Annotated in this window: 23 protein-coding genes; 6 read left to right on the top strand and 17 right to left on the bottom strand. The window is 72.1% G+C overall.

Annotated elements, in window-relative coordinates; genetic code table 11:
• Window positions 1-85: 85 nt before the first annotated feature.
• Window positions 86-883: an RNA polymerase sigma factor SigF gene (locus tag KUM38_RS35900; RefSeq protein ID WP_217135939.1), complete on the bottom strand. Its 798-nt coding sequence runs from the start codon at window positions 881-883 to the stop codon at window positions 86-88.
• 153 nt (window positions 884-1,036) lie between these two features.
• Window positions 1,037-1,177, bottom strand: coding sequence for a hypothetical protein (locus KUM38_RS35895; protein WP_217135938.1), 141 nt, complete (start codon window positions 1,175-1,177; stop codon window positions 1,037-1,039).
• A 160-nt stretch (window positions 1,178-1,337) separates the two neighbouring features.
• Here KUM38_RS35895 and KUM38_RS35890 point away from each other — a divergent pair, with 160 nt between their 5' ends.
• The 3 genes from KUM38_RS35890 (at window position 1,338) to KUM38_RS35880 (ending at window position 2,791) form a co-directional block, all read left to right on the top strand.
• On the top strand, window positions 1,338-1,730 hold the full coding sequence (locus KUM38_RS35890) for a DUF2795 domain-containing protein (protein WP_217135936.1): 393 nt from the start codon (window positions 1,338-1,340) through the stop codon (window positions 1,728-1,730).
• Between the two features lie 68 nt (window positions 1,731-1,798).
• Entirely contained in the window at window positions 1,799-2,224 is a 426-nt protein-coding gene (locus tag KUM38_RS35885; RefSeq protein ID WP_217135934.1) for a CBS domain-containing protein, read from the top strand.
• Between the two features lie 21 nt (window positions 2,225-2,245).
• Window positions 2,246-2,791, top strand: coding sequence for a type 1 glutamine amidotransferase domain-containing protein (locus tag KUM38_RS35880; protein ID WP_217135932.1), 546 nt, complete (start codon window positions 2,246-2,248; stop codon window positions 2,789-2,791).
• A gap of 12 nt (window positions 2,792-2,803) precedes the next feature.
• On the opposite strand, the gene KUM38_RS35875 is transcribed toward KUM38_RS35880, so the two are convergent.
• The gene (locus KUM38_RS35875) at window positions 2,804-3,091 is read right to left on the bottom strand and encodes a DUF6158 family protein (RefSeq protein WP_217135930.1); all 288 of its coding nucleotides are present in this window, start codon (window positions 3,089-3,091) and stop codon (window positions 2,804-2,806) included.
• A 61-nt stretch (window positions 3,092-3,152) separates the two neighbouring features.
• Here KUM38_RS35875 and KUM38_RS35870 point away from each other — a divergent pair, with 61 nt between their 5' ends.
• Entirely contained in the window at window positions 3,153-4,265 is a 1,113-nt protein-coding gene (locus KUM38_RS35870; RefSeq protein ID WP_217135928.1) for a Vms1/Ankzf1 family peptidyl-tRNA hydrolase, read from the top strand.
• A 10-nt stretch (window positions 4,266-4,275) separates the two neighbouring features.
• On the opposite strand, the gene KUM38_RS35865 is transcribed toward KUM38_RS35870, so the two are convergent.
• Window positions 4,276-5,895 (bottom strand): ABC-F family ATP-binding cassette domain-containing protein, encoded by a 1,620-nt coding sequence (locus KUM38_RS35865; protein ID WP_217135926.1) that lies wholly within the window; start codon window positions 5,893-5,895, stop codon window positions 4,276-4,278.
• Between the two features lie 144 nt (window positions 5,896-6,039).
• Between KUM38_RS35865 and KUM38_RS35860 the strand changes: the two genes are divergently transcribed.
• Together KUM38_RS35860 and KUM38_RS35855 are read left to right on the top strand one after the other, a co-directional pair.
• Window positions 6,040-6,861: a methyltransferase domain-containing protein gene (locus tag KUM38_RS35860; RefSeq protein WP_217135924.1), complete on the top strand. Its 822-nt coding sequence runs from the start codon at window positions 6,040-6,042 to the stop codon at window positions 6,859-6,861.
• 42 nt (window positions 6,862-6,903) lie between these two features.
• Window positions 6,904-7,074, top strand: coding sequence for a hydrophobic protein (locus tag KUM38_RS35855; protein WP_073931265.1), 171 nt, complete (start codon window positions 6,904-6,906; stop codon window positions 7,072-7,074).
• Window positions 7,075-7,205: 131 nt separating this feature from the next.
• Here the strand turns inward: KUM38_RS35855 and KUM38_RS35850 are convergent, their stop codons facing one another.
• From KUM38_RS35850 to KUM38_RS35790, 13 genes are all read right to left on the bottom strand, one after another.
• On the bottom strand, window positions 7,206-7,526 hold the full coding sequence (locus KUM38_RS35850; RefSeq protein WP_308409137.1) for a gas vesicle protein K: 321 nt from the start codon (window positions 7,524-7,526) through the stop codon (window positions 7,206-7,208).
• A complete protein-coding gene (locus tag KUM38_RS35845) occupies window positions 7,523-7,711 on the bottom strand; it encodes a gas vesicle protein (protein ID WP_217135922.1) in 189 nt (62 codons plus the stop codon). The genes KUM38_RS35850 and KUM38_RS35845 overlap by 4 nt, the downstream gene beginning before the upstream one ends.
• Complete coding sequence (locus KUM38_RS35840) at window positions 7,708-8,487, bottom strand: GvpL/GvpF family gas vesicle protein (protein WP_217135920.1); 780 nt, start codon at window positions 8,485-8,487, stop codon at window positions 7,708-7,710. The genes KUM38_RS35845 and KUM38_RS35840 overlap by 4 nt, the downstream gene beginning before the upstream one ends.
• Window positions 8,484-8,825 carry a gas vesicle protein gene (locus KUM38_RS35835; RefSeq protein WP_217135918.1) on the bottom strand — a complete coding sequence of 114 codons (342 nt, stop codon included), beginning with the start codon at window positions 8,823-8,825 and terminating at the stop codon, window positions 8,484-8,486. The genes KUM38_RS35840 and KUM38_RS35835 overlap by 4 nt, the downstream gene beginning before the upstream one ends.
• On the bottom strand, window positions 8,825-9,964 hold the full coding sequence (locus KUM38_RS35830; RefSeq protein ID WP_217135916.1) for an SRPBCC family protein: 1,140 nt from the start codon (window positions 9,962-9,964) through the stop codon (window positions 8,825-8,827). Before KUM38_RS35830 ends, KUM38_RS35835 begins: the two co-directional genes overlap by 1 nt.
• Window positions 9,964-10,536 (bottom strand): DNA primase, encoded by a 573-nt coding sequence (locus KUM38_RS35825; protein ID WP_217135914.1) that lies wholly within the window; start codon window positions 10,534-10,536, stop codon window positions 9,964-9,966. Before KUM38_RS35825 ends, KUM38_RS35830 begins: the two co-directional genes overlap by 1 nt.
• The gene (locus KUM38_RS35820; RefSeq protein ID WP_217135911.1) at window positions 10,533-10,799 is read right to left on the bottom strand and encodes a gas vesicle protein GvpG; all 267 of its coding nucleotides are present in this window, start codon (window positions 10,797-10,799) and stop codon (window positions 10,533-10,535) included. Before KUM38_RS35820 ends, KUM38_RS35825 begins: the two co-directional genes overlap by 4 nt.
• A gap of 4 nt (window positions 10,800-10,803) precedes the next feature.
• The gene (locus tag KUM38_RS35815) at window positions 10,804-11,577 is read right to left on the bottom strand and encodes a GvpL/GvpF family gas vesicle protein (RefSeq protein WP_217135909.1); all 774 of its coding nucleotides are present in this window, start codon (window positions 11,575-11,577) and stop codon (window positions 10,804-10,806) included.
• Window positions 11,574-12,008, bottom strand: coding sequence for a gas vesicle structural protein GvpA (locus KUM38_RS35810; RefSeq protein ID WP_217135907.1), 435 nt, complete (start codon window positions 12,006-12,008; stop codon window positions 11,574-11,576). The genes KUM38_RS35815 and KUM38_RS35810 overlap by 4 nt, the downstream gene beginning before the upstream one ends.
• 46 nt (window positions 12,009-12,054) lie before the next feature.
• The gene (locus tag KUM38_RS35805) at window positions 12,055-12,426 is read right to left on the bottom strand and encodes a gas vesicle protein (protein ID WP_217135905.1); all 372 of its coding nucleotides are present in this window, start codon (window positions 12,424-12,426) and stop codon (window positions 12,055-12,057) included.
• 108 nt (window positions 12,427-12,534) lie between these two features.
• Complete coding sequence (gene ligD, locus KUM38_RS35800; RefSeq protein ID WP_217135903.1) at window positions 12,535-13,461, bottom strand: non-homologous end-joining DNA ligase; 927 nt, start codon at window positions 13,459-13,461, stop codon at window positions 12,535-12,537.
• The gene (locus KUM38_RS35795; RefSeq protein WP_217135901.1) at window positions 13,458-15,305 is read right to left on the bottom strand and encodes a transketolase; all 1,848 of its coding nucleotides are present in this window, start codon (window positions 15,303-15,305) and stop codon (window positions 13,458-13,460) included. Before KUM38_RS35795 ends, ligD begins: the two co-directional genes overlap by 4 nt.
• A complete protein-coding gene (locus KUM38_RS35790; protein ID WP_217135899.1) occupies window positions 15,302-16,921 on the bottom strand; it encodes an FAD-dependent oxidoreductase in 1,620 nt (539 codons plus the stop codon). Before KUM38_RS35790 ends, KUM38_RS35795 begins: the two co-directional genes overlap by 4 nt.
• Between the last annotated feature and the right edge of the window lie 27 nt (window positions 16,922-16,948).

Genomic DNA, 16,948 nt, shown 5'->3' with positions numbered 1-16,948 from the left:
AGCCATCACAGCCCCGTCACCGCCGCACCGCTCGCCGCCGGACACCATTGGCGGGACCGGACTGGCCCGCGTGGGTGAAGGGCCGCTATGTTTCGTCGGCGTCCCCCATGACCTGCTCCCGCACCCGGCCGCAGCAGCGGCTGATCAGGCGGGAGACGTGCATCTGCGAGATGCCCAGCTCCTCGGCGATGCCGCTCTGCGTCATGTCGTCGAAGAACCGCATGTAGAGGATGGCCCGCTCCCGCTCGGGCAGCGCCGCCAGCCGTTCCTTGACGGCCTCGCGGTCGACCACGGTGTCCAGCGCCGGGTCGGGCGCTCCGAGCGCGTCGGCGAGCGAGTAGCCGTCGTCGCTGCCGGGCAGCTCGGCGTCCAGGGACAGCGCGGTGAAGCTCTCCAGCGCCTCCTGTCCGGTACGGACGTCCTCCTCGCTCAGATCGGCGTGCTCGGCGATCTCCGCCACGGTCGGCCGGCGGCCCGGGACGGTCTGGGACAGGTCCTGGGAGGCGTACCGGACGCGGTTGCGCAGGTCCTGGACCCGGCGCGGTACGTGCAGGATCCACAGGTGGTCGCGGAAGTGCCGTTTGATCTCGCCGGTGACGGTCGGCACGGCGTAGCTCTCGAACGCGTTGCCGAGCTCGGGGTCGTACCGGTCGACGGCCTTGACCAGGCCGAGCGCGGCGACCTGGCGCAGGTCGTCGAAGCTCTCGCCGCGGCTGCGGAAGCGTCCGGCGAGGCGGTCGGCCATGGGCAGCCAGGCCTCGACGATCCCGTCACGGAGTGCTTCGCGCTCCGGGCCGGGGGGCAGTGCGGCGAGTCTGCGGAAGGCGTCCGCGGTGTCGGGGGCGTCGTCGTGCGGGTGTTTCGCGGTCGCTCGGGTCGGCATGGTGCGTCGCAGCTCCCTCGGGGGGGGTGCTCGGGGACGGACGGTCACCGTGGCGAGCGCGCCGGTCGGGGACGGGCGCGCCCGGAGCGGCGCGACACCGCCTCCACGGACGTGCCTCCTGTCCGAAGCACTGGATCCGCGCCTGCCCCCGCTTCACCGCCCCAAACCCCCCAGCCGGGCTTCGGCCGGGTCGGCCTCGGGCGGTGCGGGCGGCAGCAGGAGCTCCTCGTAGCGGCCCAGCATCAGGATCACGCCGAGCATGAGAAGCGGGATGAGCACGGCGAGCACCGCCATGGCCTGTCCTTTCCGGGAGGCGCGTGGGGGGCGTGGGGATGCGGGTCTCCCGCCCTCCGGCGGCCAAACCCCGGGCCGTGACGATCCGGAACCCGAACTCCCGTGTCGCCCTCCGCTCCTCGGGTACGCGGTGCGCACCCCGAAGGATCTGGAGGGAGACATGCAGCGAGGCAGCGACCGGCTCAGCGTCCACCGCGACGACGAGATGAAGCACGAACTGCAGGGTCTGCTGCGGTCCGGGCACCCCACCCGTACCGAGGAGTGGCACGACCCGGAGCCGTTCGCCGACGACGACCCCGAGGTCGCGTACGGCCCGGTGACGCCGGGCCGCGGCCCGACGTCACTGGAGTCGGTGCGGCTGGAACTGGCCAGGATCCTGGGCCGCGGGGCGTTCCCCGCGGGCCCGCGCGAGCTGATGCGCGCCCTGGACCGGCGCTACGCGCCCGACACGCTCATCGAGGCGTTGGAGCGGCTGCCGCGCCAGGCCCGCTACACCAGCGTCCAGGAGCTGGCCGAGGCGCTGACCCGGTCCCGGGAGACGGAGACCGCGTAACCGGTCCGCCGGGGCACCGCGGCCGGCCGCGGTGCCCCGGCGGCCGGGACCGGAGGGAGGCCTCGGTCATGGCCGAGTTCGTCAAGGACGTGATGACTCCGGGCGTGGTCGCCGTGCGCCCGGACGCCTCGATCGTCGAGGCGGCGCAGCTGATGCGCACCCAGCACATCGGCGACGTGGTGGTGGCCGACGGACAGCGGGTCGTCGGCGTGCTCACCGACCGCGACATCACGGTCCGCGCGGTCGCCCGGGGCGCGGATCCGCTCGAGGTGAGCGTGGAGTCGGTGTGCACGCCGGACCCGTTGACGCTCGCCCCGGACGATCCGGTGTCCTCGGCCGTCGCCCTGATGCGTGAACACGCGATACGCCGGATTCCGGTGGTCGAGGGCGGTCTGCCGGTCGGGCTGGTGAGTCTCGGCGATCTGGCCGAGGCGCGGGAACCCGGCTCGGCGCTGGCCGACATCAGCCGTGCGGAGCCGGACAGGAGCAGCTGAACGAAGGGACGTAGTGCCATCATGCGAATCGCATTCCTGACCGCGCCCGAGGGCGTCGAGCAGGTGGAACTGACCGAGCCGTGGCAGGCGGCCGTGGACGCCGGTCACGAAGCGGTGCTCGTGTCGACGAGGCCGGGGAAGATCCAGGCGTTCAACCATCTCGACAAGGCGGACACCTTCCCCGTGCAGGAGGTCGTCGGCGAGACGTCGGCGGACTCCTTCGGCGGGCTGGTGCTGCCGGGCGGGGTGGCCAACCCGGACTTCCTGCGCATGGACGACAAGGCCGTCGCGTTCGTGCGGGACTTCTTCGAGCAGGGCCGGCCGGTCGCCGCGATCTGCCACGCCCCCTGGACCCTGATCGAGGCCGACGTCGTCCGGGGCCGGGAGCTGACCAGCTGGCCCAGCCTGCGGACCGACCTCCGCAACGCCGGCGCCACCTGGGTCGACGAGCAGGTGAAGGTGTGTGACCACGGGCCGAACAAACTGGTCACCAGCCGCAAGCCGGACGACCTCAAGGCCTTCTGCGAGACCTGCCTCGAGGTGTTCGGGGCGGAGACGGCCCCGTAGGCCGCAGACCGGTCAGGTGCCCGGGGTCGTGGGTGTCGTGGTGTCCGCGGCACCCCGCTCCCGGGCACCTTCGCGGGTGCGGCCCGCGGCCACCGGGCGGCGCGGATTGCGGCGCAGGTACTCGCCCTCCAGCTGCGCCATCCGCTCGTTGTGGGCGCGCAGCGCGTCGTTGGAGCCGTACAGCAGTGTGTCGTGCCGCGTGCGGTGGATGGTCTCCAGTTCCTTCATGAGCTGCTGGTCGTCCAGGCGGTCCGGCTCGACTCCGGTCATCGTGGTGCCCCGCTCGTCGTGTGCGTTCATGTGGTCCGGGTACCCGCCCGACGGCACAAGCACTACCCCGAACGGCAACCGGGAGGGAGCCATGGAACTCGCTTTCCTGCATCCACTCTACGAACGTCCCGGCCCCTGGGCATCCGTCTACGTCGACACCTCCCGGCACACGGAGCACACCCCTCAGGAACGGCAGCTGACGGCGCAGGCGATGGCCCGGGAGCTGGCCGGCCAGGGTGCGGACGAGACGACCTGCCAGGCCGTGCGCCGCGCTCTGGAGGATCTGCGGCACTCCCCCGAACCGCACGGCCGCGCACTGTTCGCCCGGGACGGCGAGGTGGTCCTCGACCCGCCGCTGGCCCGGTCCCCGCAGCGCGACTGGGCCCAGTGGGCGCCGCTGCCCCGGGTCACGCCGCTGCTGGAGCTGGCCGGTGAGGACCCCGTGTGCATCGTCGCCTACGTCGACCGCAGGGGCGCGGACTTCGAGCTGCGCAGCGCGCTCGGCCGGGACGACGTCGGCGGTGTCACCGGGCGGCAGTGGCCGCTGCACCGGACCGGCTCCGTGGACTGGTCGGAGCGCCATTTCCAGCTGCGGGTGGAGAACACCTGGGAGCACAACGCCGCGGAGATCGCCGACGCGCTCGCCGTCTGCCACGAGGAGACCGGCGCCGATCTGCTGATCCTCGTCGGTGACGACCGGGAGCGGCACTCCGTGCGCGAGCGGCTGCCGCAGCGGCTGCACGACCTGGTGGTCGAGGCCTCGCGCGGCGCCGGCAGCCGGCTGCTCGACGAGGACGTCGAGCGGATCCGCACGGAGCACATCCATGACCGTGCCGCCGCCGAACTGGAGCGGTTCCTCGCCGCCCGCAGCCCCGACGACGAGGGCCGCGCGGGTGCCGCGGAGGGCGTGCCGGCGCTGGTCGAGGCCGCGCGTGAGCACCGGATCGACGAGCTGCTGATCCGGCCGGACTCGGCCGACGCGCACCGTGAGGTGTGGATCGGTGAGGATCCGGACCAGTTGGCGGTGCGGCGTACGGACCTGAAGGTGCTCGGTGAGCAGAACTCCTGGTCGGCGCGGGCGGACGACGCGCTGATCCGCTCGGCGGTCGCGACGGACGCGCCCGCGCTGGCGGTGTCCCTGGCGCCGGACGCGCCGGACGACGCACCGGTCGGCGGACTGGGCGCGCTGCTGCGCTGGAAGTGATCCGCCGCCGTCAGCGAACTCGTTCCACCCGGCGTTCGTCCCACACCGGTTCGGAGGTCTCCCTGACACGACCGTCGCCGCCGAAGACCAGGAAGCGGTCGAAGGAGCGGGCGAACCAGCGGTCGTGGGTGACGGCGAGGACTGTGCCCTCGAAGCCCTCCAGGCCTTCCTGGAGCGCTTCGGCCGATTCCAGGTCGAGGTTGTCGGTCGGCTCGTCGAGGAGCAGGGCCGTGACGCCCTGGAGCTCCAGGAGCAGGATCTGGAAGCGGGCCTGCTGGCCGCCGGAGAGGCGGTCGAAGCTCTGCTCGGCCTGCTGGGTCAGCTCGTAGCGGCGCAGGCGCGACATGGCGGCGCCCCGGTCCTGGGAGTGTTCGGTCCACAGGATGTCCAGGAGGGTGCGGCCCAGCAGTTCGGGGTGGGCGTGGGTCTGCGCGAAGTGTCCGGGCAGCACGCGCGCACCGAGTTTCCAGTTCCCGGTGTGGGCCACGCCGTCGCCGGCGAGCAGGCGCAGGAAGTGGGACTTGCCGGAGCCGTTGGAGCCGAGCACGGCGACCCGTTCGCCGTAGAAGACCTCCAGGTCGAAGGGTTTCATCAGGCCGGTGAGTTCGAGCCCCTCGCAGGTGACGGCGCGCACTCCGGTACGGCCGCCCTTGAGGCGCATCCTGATGTCCTGCTCGCGCGGGGGCTCCGGCGGCGGGCCGGCCTCCTCGAACTTGCGCAGCCTGGTCTGGGCGGCACGGTAGCGGGACGCCATGTCGTGGCTGTTCTCGGCGGCCTGACGCAGCGTCAGGACCAGCTTCTTCAGCTGCGCGTGCTTCTCGTCCCAGCGGCGGCGCAGTTCCTCGAAGCGGGCGAAGCGTTCCCGCCGGGCCTGGTGGAAGGTGGCGAAGCCGCCGCCGTGCACCCACGCGTCGGCGCCCGCGGGACCCGGCTCCAGGGAGACGATCTTCTGGGCGGCGCGGGCGAGGAGTTCGCGGTCGTGGGAGACGAAGAGGACGGTCTTGCGGGTCTCGGCGAGCCGTTCCTCCAGCCAGCGCTTGCCGGGCACGTCGAGGTAGTTGTCCGGCTCGTCGAGCAGCAGCACCTCGTCGGTGCCGCGCAGCAGCGCCTCGAGGACCAGGCGTTTCTGTTCGCCCCCGGAGAGGGTGCGGACCTCGCGCCACTGCGCCTTCTCGTACGGCACGCCCAGCGCGGCGGTGGTGCAGATGTCCCACAGCGTCTCGGCCTCGTACCCGCGCGCCTCGGCCCAGTCGGCGAGGGCCTGCGCGTACGCCAGCTGGGCGGCCTCGTCGTCCACCGTCATGAGGGCGTGTTCGGCGGCGTCGACGGCGCGGGCGGCCTCCCGGATCCCGGGCTGCGCCACGGAGACGAGCAGGTCGCGCACGGTCGTCTCGTCCCGTACGGAGCCGACGAACTGGCGCATGACGCCGAGCCCGCCGGTGACGGTGACGGAGCCGCCGTGCGGCTTCAGCTCGCCGGCGAGGAGGCGCAGCAGGGTGGTCTTGCCCGCGCCGTTGGGCCCGACGAGGGCCACTACGGCTCCCTCCCCCACCCGGAAGGAGACATCGCCCAGCAGCGTCCTCCCGTCGGGGAGGTGGTACTCGAGATGCGCGGCTTCCAGGTGACCCATGGTGGGGATTGTGCGGGATCGTCGGCGCAGGCGGCAAACGGTTTCCCACAGACGCGTCCCAATATGTGAAACACGCGTCTCAGAATGCGGGGGCCGGGCGTAGCGTGAGCGCCCTCCTACGAGAGTGGAAGGGGTGGGCTCGTCATGCCGGAAGCGCGGGAGACCGCCGTCTACACGCACGGCCACCACGAGTCGGTGCTGCGGTCGCACACCTGGCGGACCGCCGAGAACTCGGCGGCGTACCTCCTCGGGGTCCTCGAACCCCACATGCGGATCCTGGACATCGGGTGCGGGCCCGGCACCATCACCGCGGACCTGGCGGGGCTCGTCCCCGACGGGCACGTCACCGGCCTCGACCGGGAGCCGGCGATCCTGGAGCAGGCCCGGGCGGTGGCCGGCGAGCGGGGGCTGACGAACACCGACTTCGCGGTGGGGGACGTCCACGCCCTGGACTTCCCGGACGACACGTTCTGCGTGGTCCACGCCCATCAGGTGCTCCAGCACGTGGGCGATCCGGTGGGGGCGCTGCGCGAGATGCGGCGGGTGACCAGGCCGGGCGGGTTCGTCGCCGTCCGGGACTCGGACTACGCGGCGATGACCTGGTACCCGCCGTCACCGGGCATGGACGACTGGCTGGACCTCTACCGGCGGGTGGCCCGGGCCAACGGGGGCGAGCCGGACGCCGGGCGGCGGCTGAAATCCTGGGCGCTCGCCGCGGGCTTCACGGACGTCACCGCGACCTCGGCCACCTGGACCTTCTCGACCGCCGGGGAGCGGGCCTGGTGGAGCGGCCTGTGGGCGGACCGCACGGTGGCGTCGGCCTATGCCGAGCAGGCGGTCGACGGCGGCCACGCCACTCGGCGGCGACTGCGGGAAGTGGCCGGGGCGTGGCGGGAATGGGGCGACCGGGACGACGGCTGGTTCAGCGTGCTGCACGGGGAAATTCTCTGCCGCAAGGAAGCCTGAATCGCGTTTTCCGGGCAACCAGGATGTCAGGAGGTTGACATTATGGTTCCCATTCTTCTGGTCCTGCTTCTGGCACTGATCCTTTTCGGTGCCGGATTCGCGGTAAAGGTTCTCTGGTGGATTGCCCTGGCGGTTCTGATCGTGTGGCTCCTGGGATTCTTCATGCGCAGCACGTCGGCGGGTGGGGGCAGGGGCCGCTGGTACCGGTGGTGAGGTGACGGGAAATCCCCGGGACCCGGTCCCGGGGATCAGCCCTGGAAATCATTCCCGATCGTTCCCGAAAATCGTTCCCGGGACTGATTTCCGATCGTTCCCGGGCATCAGTCCCCGGGAACGATCGGAAATCAGTCCCGGGGAAGCAGCGGTCCGAGCGGCCCGAGGTCCAGATTCAGGTCCTCGGGCCGCAGTCCGTAGCGGTCCCGCAGTTCCGCCATGCGGTCCTCGAGCAGCATGAGGGTGAGCCCGACCCGCTCCTCCTGCTCCTCGCTCAGGTCCCCCTCGTCGAACCGGCGCAGCGCCTGCCGCTCCATGAGCTGGCGCAGCAGCTCCACGACGGTGAGCACCAGCTTGATCAGGTCGCGTTCGACCGTGTCCGGCTCCAGGTCCAGGCTCCTGTGCCGGCTGCCGTGCGGTGCGACGTGCCGCTCGTCCGGGCCGGCCGTCACCGCGACTCCTCGAAGGGCGAGGGGACCCGCGCGTTCACGGAGCTGATGAGCGCGTTGAGGTCGATGCGGACCAGGTCGACGTCCGCGATGCGCAGCGTGATGTCCCCCGTGATGACGACCCCGCCGGCCAGGAGCCGGTCGAGCAGGTCCACCAGGGCTATTTCGCGGCGTTCGACGACGGTCACGGCCCCTCCTCCTCGGCGATTTCCTCACCGGCGAACGAATAGGCCGCCCAGGGACCGGTGAGTTCGACACGTATTCCGGGCACGCTGTCCTTCGTACGGTCCACCTTTTCCACGAATTCCTCGGATTTCACACGGGGCACGAGATAGGCGGCATTGAGCACATTCCGCCCGGAGGCGCCGGAGAGCGTGGGATTCTGCGGCGCGTGCAGCCGGGAGGCCTCGGCGGCCCCGGAAAGGGTCTCGTGCAGCCGGGTCGCGAACGTCTCGGCCCGCTGCCACAGATCGTCCTGCGATTTCGTCTGCATCCGCCGCTGTCGCAGGTAGTCCCGGCCGGACGCCGGTTTCGGCGCGGGCGCGGCGGGAGTCTCCGGCGCCCGGTCCGACTCGACGTAGACCTTGACGCCCCACTCGACCCGACCCTCCAGCCGGTCCAGGGTGCGCAGGAAGCTCTCCTCGCGCGCCTCCATCATGGTCCGTACGCCGCTGTCGTCGCGGAACACGGTGCCGAGCCGCAGCGGCAGCGGGGTCGTGACGGTGGTGAGCGCGTCGATCACTCCCTGGTGGGCGCGGGCGACCGCGGTCAGCCAGTCGAGGTCCTCCAGGTGCGCGCGCAGCGGCTCCTCCGCGAAGTCCGCCTCGGGTACGTGGCTGACGACGGCCACCAGGCCGTGGTGGGGCAGCAGCCGGGGCGGATCACCTCCGACCCCGGTCAGCTGTGCCTGGAGCGGTGTGCCGTAGGGGCGGCAGACCGCGTAGACGTACCGCAGTCCGGTCACGGGCTCTCCTCCTGTGCGCGACGGGGCTCCAGGCCCAGTTCCTCCAGCCGGGCCAGCCGCTCACGCAACTCCGCGTTCTCCCTGGCCAGTTCGTCGCGCCGGGCGCGCGAGGACAGCGCCGGGTCGGACTCCCACCAGTCGATCCCCATCTCCTTCGCCTTGTCGACGGAGGCGACGACGAGCCGCAGCTTGATGGTGAGGAGCTCGATGTCCAGCAGGTTGATGCGGATGTCACCCGCGATCACGACACCCTTGTCGAGCACCCTTTCCAGGATGTCGGCGAGATTGGCGCCGCTGCCCTGGCCGTACGGCTCGGGAAGCCGGCTGGGGGTCGTCATCAGCGGCTCCGGCTCTCGGGCTGCTCGTCCTCGGTCTCGTCCTCGTACTCGTCCTCCGGGTACTCATCCTCCTCATAGGCGTCGGCGGGCTCCTCGGCCGCCTCCGGTTCTTCTTCCTCTTCTTCCTCTTCCTCCCCCTCTTCGTCCTCGTACTCCTCCTCGGGTTCGCCTTCGTACTCCTCCTCGGGCTCCTCTTCCTGCTCGCCCTCGGGTTCCTCTTCCTGCTCGCCCTCGGGGGCCTCGTTCTCCTCCTCCTCGGCGAGGGCGTCCTCGTGGCTGCGCACGACCTCTCCGTCGCGGATCTCGCCCCGCCAGCTGTCCTCGGCCTCGCCCTTGATGGTGATGAAGCGGGCGAAGTTCTTCAGGTCGAGCCGGGCGCGGCGCCCCTGGGCGCGCCAGATGTTGCCCGTCTTCTCGAAGAGACCCGTGGGGTAGTACTCGATGACCAGCAGGACGCGGGTGAGGCTGTCGTCGAGGCGGTGGAAGGAGACGACGCCCCTCGTCGTGCCCTTGGCACCCTCCGAGGACCAGGCGATGCGGTCGTCGGGGACCTGCTCGGTGGTCTTCGCCTTCCAGCTGCGGTTCGACCACCAGACCTTGGCCTGCCAGTCCGACGTGGTGTCGTCGGACTTGGCGGCGTTCTTGACGCCTTTGGCGAAGGTGCTGAAGTCCTGGAACTGGGTCCACTGGTCGTACGCCGTGCGCAGCGGCACCCCGACGTCGATCTGCTCCATGATGACGGTGGGCTTCTTGCCGGCCGAGCTCTTCCGCTTGCCCTTGCCGCCGACCAGGCCCTTCAGTGCGCCCATCACATTGTCCTTGGCTCGTGAGGCACCGAGTTCGACGGCACTGCGCAGGGGACTCTTGCCCTCCGCGAGCTTGCGGCCGCCGTCGAGGGCGAGCTTGGCGAAGCCCGGGCTGTTGCCCTCGGCGATGTCGTTGAGCTTGTTCGTGGTCTCGCCGAGCTTGTGGCCGAGGCCGGTCAGCAGCCGGGTGGCCTGGGCCGCGAGGTAGTCCTGCAGCTCGGCCTTGAGCCGATCGGCGGCCTCGCTGTGGGCCACGTCGGCGAGCGGGTTCTTCGTCGCCCCGCTCACACCGTCACGTGCGGCGGAGCCGGCCCGTCCGAGGGTCTCGGTCATCACTCACCGCCTCCCTTCGACGTGCGGGAGCGGGCGCCGCGGGACGCGGCTGCGGTCTTCTTGGCGGCCGCCTTCTTCGCGGGGGCCGTCTTCTTCGCCGCCGCCTTCTTCACGGGGGCGGCCTTCTTCCCCGGTGCCTTCCCGGCCGGCCGCTCGGGAGCCGGCTCGTCCGCCGACTCCCGGGCCTCCGTCGGCTCCCGGGCCTCCGCCTCCGCGTCCTCGGCCTGCTCCGCTTCGGCGTCGTCCTTCGGTCCGCCGCCCGTCAGCCGGTCCCGCATGTCGGCGGTACGGCCGTGCAGCCGGTCGGCGAAGGAGTCGAGCTGCCGCTCGACCAGCGCGCCGGAGGCCGCCTTGCCGACGCCCCGCAGATCACCGCGCAGCTGGTCGCCGAGCTCCTTGAACTGGGGATTGTTCCGCAGTTGCTGCGACACCACGTCCGCGACCATGCGCGGGCTGAGGTTCAGCTTCTTGCCCGCCACCATGCCGCCGACGGCGAGTGCCATCTTCAGCTTCTTGGTCCGTCCGAGCAGATATCCGGCCCCGATCGCGAGGCCCAGTCCCGTTCGATTCACTGTCCTGCCGTCCCGTCCCCTGTACCCGCGCCGGTGCGCGTCGCTGTCTCCAACCGGTCGAGGAGTTCGTCCTCCTGCCGGTCGAACTCCTCCTCGGTGACCTCTCCGGCCTCCAGCTGCTCCTCCAGTCGCGCCAGTTCGGCCCGTATCGTGGCGGGGTCGTAGTAAATGCGTTCCGCTTCCCGGAGCACCTGCCTGATGGCCCAGCCGCTGCCGCGCACCGGGGCGAACGGCAGCAGCAGCACCTCGGAGATCAGGCCCATGTCGTCACCCCGCTCCGGTGTCCGCTCCGCCGGCCGCGGTGCCCGCCGGCTCGGCCGGGCCGGGCTCGACGAAGCTGTACGGCGGCAGCGGGCCGTTCAGACGCACTTCGAGGTGGGGCAGGTCCTTGCGGGCCTGTTCCACCGCTGCCAGGAACTCCTCCGCCGTATCGCGCCGCACCAGGTACGACACATTGGCGAGCCAGCCCGTGGACTCGGGGCCCACGCTCACCGCGTCGGCGGCCGTCTCCAGGGCCCGCTCCAGCGCGAGGGCGTCCTCGGCTTCCTTGTCCTTGACGGCGGCGGCGACCATCTCGCCGAGCTGGATCTTCTGCTCGTAGCTTCCGCCGCCGGACCGCCGGTTGGCCTCCGCGAGGGCGCGGATCTCCGGGTTGCCGGCCATCACGTGGTGCAGGACGGCGTCCTCGACGTGGTTGGCCTTGACGTTGTACTCGACCCGGCCGTCCAGGGCCCGCAGCCGCTCCGCGTAGTGCTCGGCGCGCTCGGCGAGGACACCGGTGACGGCGTCGTCGTCCGGGGCGACGCTGCCGAAGCGCATGGGCAGCACACAGCCGGCCGCGCCGGCCTCGCTGAGCACGTTCTGGTGGGCGAGCAGTTCCCTGCGCTTGGGGCGCAGCCCCTCGGGGGCGTCACTGACCAGGGCCGCCAGTTCGCCCTCGCGCAGGACGCGCACCGGCAGCGGCGGGTCGCCGACGCCGCCCATGCCCTCGGGAAGACCGGGGTGCGAGACCGCCGTGATGCCGTAGACGTACGTGCTCACTCCTGCTCCTCCTTCCGACGGGCCGCGGTGCTCTTGCGGGCACGCGGACGGGACTCCGTCTCACGCTCGTCACCACCGTCACGCGCCTGCTTGAAGGCGTCGGAGATGGTCTCGGCGGCGCCGGACAGCGCCCCCTTGGACTTGCCGCGGGCGCCGGACTCGGTGACCTCGCCCACGATCTCGGGCAGGCCCGGGCTCTTGCGGGGCCCGGCCTCCAGGTCGAGGCGGTTGCACGCCTCGGCGAAGCGGAGATAGGTGTCGACGCTGGCGACGACGACACGGACGTCGATCTTGAGAATTTCGATGCCGACCAGGGACACGCGCACGAACGCATCGATGACGAGCCCCCTGTCCAGAACGAGCTCAAGCACGTCGTAGAGGCCGCTGCTGCCGCCCCCACCACCGGTCTGCTGTGCCGGTACGACTGTCATGCCGACTGTCCCTCCTTGTCTGTGGGTGTGGGTCCGGCCGGGCGGCCTAACGGCCGCCGGGCCTGTGTGGATCGGCCCGCCCGCGCTCGTAACGGCGGACGCGCCGGTACCCGGTGAGCTCGCCGTCGGGGTCCAGCTCGACCTGGTAACTCGCCATCAGGCTCATCGTGTCGGGCACCCGCTCGAGTTCGAGGACCTCGACCTCGAGCGACCAGCCCTCCTCCGTCTGCTCGAAGGACGACACGGACTCGGCTTCCATCCCGGTGAGCTCCGCGAGCTGGCCGCGCGCCTGGCGCAGCAGTTCCATCGGGCTCGGCCGCTTGGTGGTCCTGTTGTCGTCCGTTGATGTGCGGGATTCCTGTGAGTCCTGGGTTTCCTGTGAACCCTGTGGCTCTTCGGTGTTCTTTGTGTTCGACATGGCCACCTCCCCCTCCGTATGGCCGTAAGTGTGTTCGCCAAACCTCCGTGCGTTCAGCCGCTCCTCACGACCGGGCATCGCGCCCGGCCGCAGGGGCGTCGACGTCGTTCAGTCCCGCAGCGCGGCCAGCCGGCGGCGGGCGGGGCCCAGGGCGCGTCCCCGGCGCGGCAGGGCCGACCACGGGTCGGTGCGGGCCTGCTCGACGGCGTCGGCGACGGTCCAGCGGCGGGCGTGCAGGTCCGGATCGTCCAGCTGGTCCCAGGAGACGGGCACGGCGACGGGGGCGCCGGGCAGGGCGCGGACGGTGTAGGGGGCGACCGCGGTCTGCGCGTAGGCGTTGCGCTGCACGTCGAGGTAGAGCCGGTCGCCGCGGTCCTTCTTGCGGGCGGCGGTGGTGAGCCGGTCGGGGTGGGCGGCGGCGAGGGTGTCGGCGGTCTCGCGGGCGAAGGCGCGTACGTCGTCGAAGTCGTCGTTGCCGGTCAGCGGCACGATGACGTGCAGGCCCCGGGAGCCGGTGGTCATCAGCGCCGAGGGCAGGTCCAGCTCGTCCAGCAGTTCCCCCAGCAGCCGCGCGGCCTCCCGCACCGTCTCGAAGTCGTCACCGGACGGGTCGAGGTCGAACACCAGCCGGTCCGGCCGGTTGATCCGGTCGGTGCGGGACAGCCAGCGGTGCAGGGTGATGCTCGCCTGGTCGACGAGGTAGAGGAGGGTGGCGGTGTCGTCGCACACGGTGTGCGTGACGGTGCCGCCCTCCTTGGCGACCTCGGCGCGGGTGATCCAGTCCGGGTAACCGTCCGGGGTGTTCTTCTGCATGAACGTCGGTCCGTCGACGCCGTCCGGGCGCCGGTCCAGCATCAGCGGGCGGCCCCGCAGGTGCGGCAGCATGAACGGGGCGACGGCCCGGTGGTAGTCGACGAGGTCGCCCTTGGTGTACTCCTCGGCGTCCCCGCCGCCGGGGAAGAGCACCTTCCCCGGCCGGTGGATCTCCACCGTGCGGCGGCCGGCCCGTACGGTGCGCGCACCGTCGTCGCTCACGACACGATCGCCTCCCCCACCAGCAGCCGGCCGGCCGCCGCGATCGACTCGGCGTCGATGCCGGCGGCGTGCAGCTGCTCCTCGGGGGAGGCCGAGCCCGGCATGTCGCGCACGGCCAGCCGCACCAGGCGCGGTACGGGGCTCCCGTCGGCGAAGGCCTCGGCGACCGCGTCCCCGAGGCCGCCCTCCGGGTGGTGGTCCTCCACCGTCATCAGGCAGCCGGTCTCCTCGGCGGCCGTGCGCAGCGTCTCCCGGTCGACCGGCTTCACCGAGTACAGGTCGATCACCCGCACGGCGATGCCCTCCCCCTCCAGGGCCTGGGCGGCGGCCAGCGCCTCGGGCACGGTGACGCCCGCCGCGACGAGGGTGAGCCGGTCGCGGTCGGAGGAGCGCAGCACCTTGCTGCCGCCGACGGGGAACTCCTCGTCGGGGCCGTAGATCACCGGGCTCGCACCGCGCGAGGTGCGCAGGTAGCGGATGCCGTCCAGGCCGGCCATCGCGGCGACCAGCCGCGCGGTCTGGTTGGCGTCGCACGGGTACAGCACGGTCGAGCCGTGCACCGCCCGCATCATCGCCAGGTCCTCCAGGCCCATCTGGCTGGGGCCGTCCTGGCCGATGGCGACGCCCGCGTGCGAGCCGACGAGGTTGATCCCGGAACCGCTGATCGACGCCATGCGGATGAAGTCGTGGGCGCGGGTGAGGAAGGCCGCGAAGGTGGCGGCGTACGGCACCCGGCCGCGGGTCGCCATGCCGACCGCCGCGGCGACCATCTGCTGCTCGGCGATGTAGCACTCGAAGTAGCGCTCGGGGTGTTCCTTGGCGAACGCCTCCGCGCGGGTGGAGTCGCCGACCTCCCCGTCGAGGACGACGACGTCATCGCGCGCGGTGCCGAGGGCGGTCAGCGCCTCACCGAAGGCGTTCCGGGTGGCCACCTCCTCGCCCTTGTCCCAGCGGGGCAGTTCGGGCCGGCCGGTGTGCCCGGCGGGCGGCGCCCCGTCGGCGGGCGGCCGCTCCACCCGGATGCGCAGGTCGCGGGGGCCGCCGAGTTCCGCGATGGCCTCTTCGGCCTCGGGCAGCGGTTTGCCGTGCAGGCCCTCGCGGTCCTGGACCGCCTCGACGCCCTTGCCCTTGAGGGTGCGGGCGAGGACCGCGGTGGGCTGGCCCCTGGTGGACAGGGCCTCCCCGTAGGCGCGGTCGACGGCGTCCACGTCGTGGCCGTCCACTTCGACGGTGTGCCAGCCGAAGGCCTGGAAGCGGCGGGCGTAGGCGTCCAGGTCGTGGCCGTGCCGGGTGGGGCCGCGCTGCCCGAGCCGGTTGACGTCCACGATCAGCGTGAGGTTGTCCAGGTTCTCGTACGCGGCGTGCTCGGCGGCCTCCCAGATGGAACCCTCGGCCAGTTCGCTGTCACCGCACAGCACCCACACCCGGTGGTCGGTGGGGGCCGGCCGCTTCCCGGCCAGCGCGATGCCGACGCCGATGGGGAGGCCCTGGCCGAGGGAGCCGGTGGCCGTCTCGACCCAGGGCAGCCGGCGGGGGGTGGGGTGCCCTTCGAGGCGGCTGCCGTTCTTGCGGAAGGTGAGCAGTTCCTCGTCGTCGATGGCGCCGGTCGCCTTGTAGGTGGCGTACATCAGGGGCGAGGCGTGGCCCTTGGAGAGGACGAAGCGGTCGTTGCCCGGGTGGTCGGGGTGCTCGAAGTCGTAGCGGAAGTGGCGGGCGAACAGCACGGCCATCAGGTCCGCCGCGGACATCGACGACGTGGGGTGCCCGGAGCCCGCGGCGGCCGCGGCGCGGACACTGTCCACCCGCAGCTGCTGCCCGAGCTCGACGAGTTCACCGGTGTTCATGAGTCTCCTTCGGTGGGGCGGTCGGTGCGCCTGACGGGGCCGGGCGCGACGTCGGGACCGGGCGGCGGCTGATCGGGGGGCGGGGTGACGGCGGGCCGGTCCTTCGCGGGCTCACCGCTGGGCCGGCTCTTCGCGGGTTCGCCACCGGGCTGACCCTTCGCCGGTTCACCGCCAGGCTGACCCTTCGCGGGCTCACCACCGGGCTGACCCTTCGCCGGTTCACCACCAGCCCGGTTCCTCACCGGCTCCGAGCCCGGCCGGGCAGCCGCCGGCGGCCGTGTCCCGTCCCCGGACGACTGTCCCCGCCCCGGTTCACCCGGCACCCGCGCCAGCTCCGGGGACGCGGTGTCCAGCGGCACCGACCAGGACCGTACGAGCCCCAACTGGACGGCCTGGCGCGGCAGTACGGCGTCGAGGAGCCAGTCGGCGGCCACCCGGACCCGGTTGCCCGGCATCGCCGCGAGGTGGTAGCCGCGGGTGACCGCCCCCGCCGCCGGCCCGGACAGGTTCACGCCGAGCGGGTTGGCGGCGGCCTTGACGCCGCCCAGGTCCACCACGAACCCCATGTCCTTGTGCCGGTAGGCGCGCCGCTCACCGTCGCCGAACGACGCGGCGACGTTGTGCGCGCACACCTTGCCCTGCCGCCAGGCGTGCTGCGCGGTCATCGGGGTGTACGAGCCGGGCTTCTCCAGGTCGGGCACCGCGGCGGCGTCCCCGCAGGCGAACACCTCGGGGCGGCCCGGCACCTGGAGATGCGGGTCGACGAGCAGCCGGCCGCGTTCCATGGGCAGTCCGAGGGACTCGGCGAGCGGGTCGGGGCGTACGCCCACGCACCACACCAGGGTGCGGGTGTCGACGAACTCCCCGTCGGTCAGCAGCACTCCGTCGTGCGTGGCCTCCTTCACGGAGGTGCCCATCCGCACGTCCACGCCCCGTTCCCGCAGCACGGTGTCGGCCGTGCGGGAGAGCCGTTCGTCCAGCTCGGGCAGGACCCGGTCGGCGATGTCCAGCAGCATCCAGCGCGGCCGCATCCCGGTCCGCATCGGGTGCCTGGCGACCTGCGCGTCGGTGAACAGCTGCCCGTGCGCGGCGACTTCGGTGCCGGTGTAACCGGCGCCGACCACGACGAAGGTGCAGCGGGAGGCGCAGCTCCTGGGATCGTCGGTGGCGGCGGCGAGCTCCACCTGCCGGGTCACGTGGTCACGCAGGTACAGCGCTTCGGGCAGGCCGCGGAAGCCGTGGGCGTGTTCGGCGACACCGGGGATCGGCAGCAGCTTGTTGACGCTGCCGGCCGCGAGGACCAGCCGGTCGTAGCCGAGGGTGCCGCCCTCGCCCTCGGGCCCGGTGTAGTGCACCTGCCGCGCGTCGAGGTCGATGCGGTCGGACTCCCCCAGCACCAGCTTCACGTGCGGCAGCGTGCCGGAGAGGGAGACGGTGACCCGGCGCGGTTCCAGGACGCCGGCGGCGACCTGGGGCAGCAGGGGCAGGTATAGGAAGTAGTCGGTCGGGTTGAGCAGGACGATCTCGGCGCGGCCGCGGGCCAGTCGGGAGAGTGTCCGGGCCGTGCGGTATCCGGCGAAGCCGGCACCGACGATCACAATGCGGGGTCGACTCACGGTTCGCCTCCGGCGCTGTCGCGGACG

The sequence above is a fragment of the Streptomyces sp. AC558_RSS880 genome, from assembly GCF_019049255.1.
In the GTDB taxonomy this organism is placed as follows: Bacteria; Actinomycetota; Actinomycetes; order Streptomycetales; family Streptomycetaceae; genus Streptomyces.
The sequence above is the reverse complement of the archived record's forward strand: the minus strand, read 5'-3'. Positions and strand labels throughout refer to the sequence as shown.

Coding starts and splice junctions, on each gene's coding strand:
- KUM38_RS35900 (WP_217135939.1), bottom strand. CDS start 883: ATGCCGACCCGAGCGACCGCGAAACACCCGCACGACGACGCCCCCGAC.
- KUM38_RS35895 (WP_217135938.1), bottom strand. CDS start 1,177: ATGGCGGTGCTCGCCGTGCTCATCCCGCTTCTCATGCTCGGCGTGATC.
- KUM38_RS35890 (WP_217135936.1), top strand. CDS start 1,338: ATGCAGCGAGGCAGCGACCGGCTCAGCGTCCACCGCGACGACGAGATG.
- KUM38_RS35885 (WP_217135934.1), top strand. CDS start 1,799: ATGGCCGAGTTCGTCAAGGACGTGATGACTCCGGGCGTGGTCGCCGTG.
- KUM38_RS35880 (WP_217135932.1), top strand. CDS start 2,246: ATGCGAATCGCATTCCTGACCGCGCCCGAGGGCGTCGAGCAGGTGGAA.
- KUM38_RS35875 (WP_217135930.1), bottom strand. CDS start 3,091: ATGAACGCACACGACGAGCGGGGCACCACGATGACCGGAGTCGAGCCG.
- KUM38_RS35870 (WP_217135928.1), top strand. CDS start 3,153: ATGGAACTCGCTTTCCTGCATCCACTCTACGAACGTCCCGGCCCCTGG.
- KUM38_RS35865 (WP_217135926.1), bottom strand. CDS start 5,895: ATGGGTCACCTGGAAGCCGCGCATCTCGAGTACCACCTCCCCGACGGG.
- KUM38_RS35860 (WP_217135924.1), top strand. CDS start 6,040: ATGCCGGAAGCGCGGGAGACCGCCGTCTACACGCACGGCCACCACGAG.
- KUM38_RS35855 (WP_073931265.1), top strand. CDS start 6,904: ATGGTTCCCATTCTTCTGGTCCTGCTTCTGGCACTGATCCTTTTCGGT.
- KUM38_RS35835 (WP_217135918.1), bottom strand. CDS start 8,825: ATGACGACCCCCAGCCGGCTTCCCGAGCCGTACGGCCAGGGCAGCGGC.
- KUM38_RS35830 (WP_217135916.1), bottom strand. CDS start 9,964: ATGACCGAGACCCTCGGACGGGCCGGCTCCGCCGCACGTGACGGTGTG.
- KUM38_RS35820 (WP_217135911.1), bottom strand. CDS start 10,799: ATGGGCCTGATCTCCGAGGTGCTGCTGCTGCCGTTCGCCCCGGTGCGC.
- KUM38_RS35810 (WP_217135907.1), bottom strand. CDS start 12,008: ATGACAGTCGTACCGGCACAGCAGACCGGTGGTGGGGGCGGCAGCAGC.
- KUM38_RS35805 (WP_217135905.1), bottom strand. CDS start 12,426: ATGTCGAACACAAAGAACACCGAAGAGCCACAGGGTTCACAGGAAACC.
- KUM38_RS35795 (WP_217135901.1), bottom strand. CDS start 15,305: ATGAACACCGGTGAACTCGTCGAGCTCGGGCAGCAGCTGCGGGTGGAC.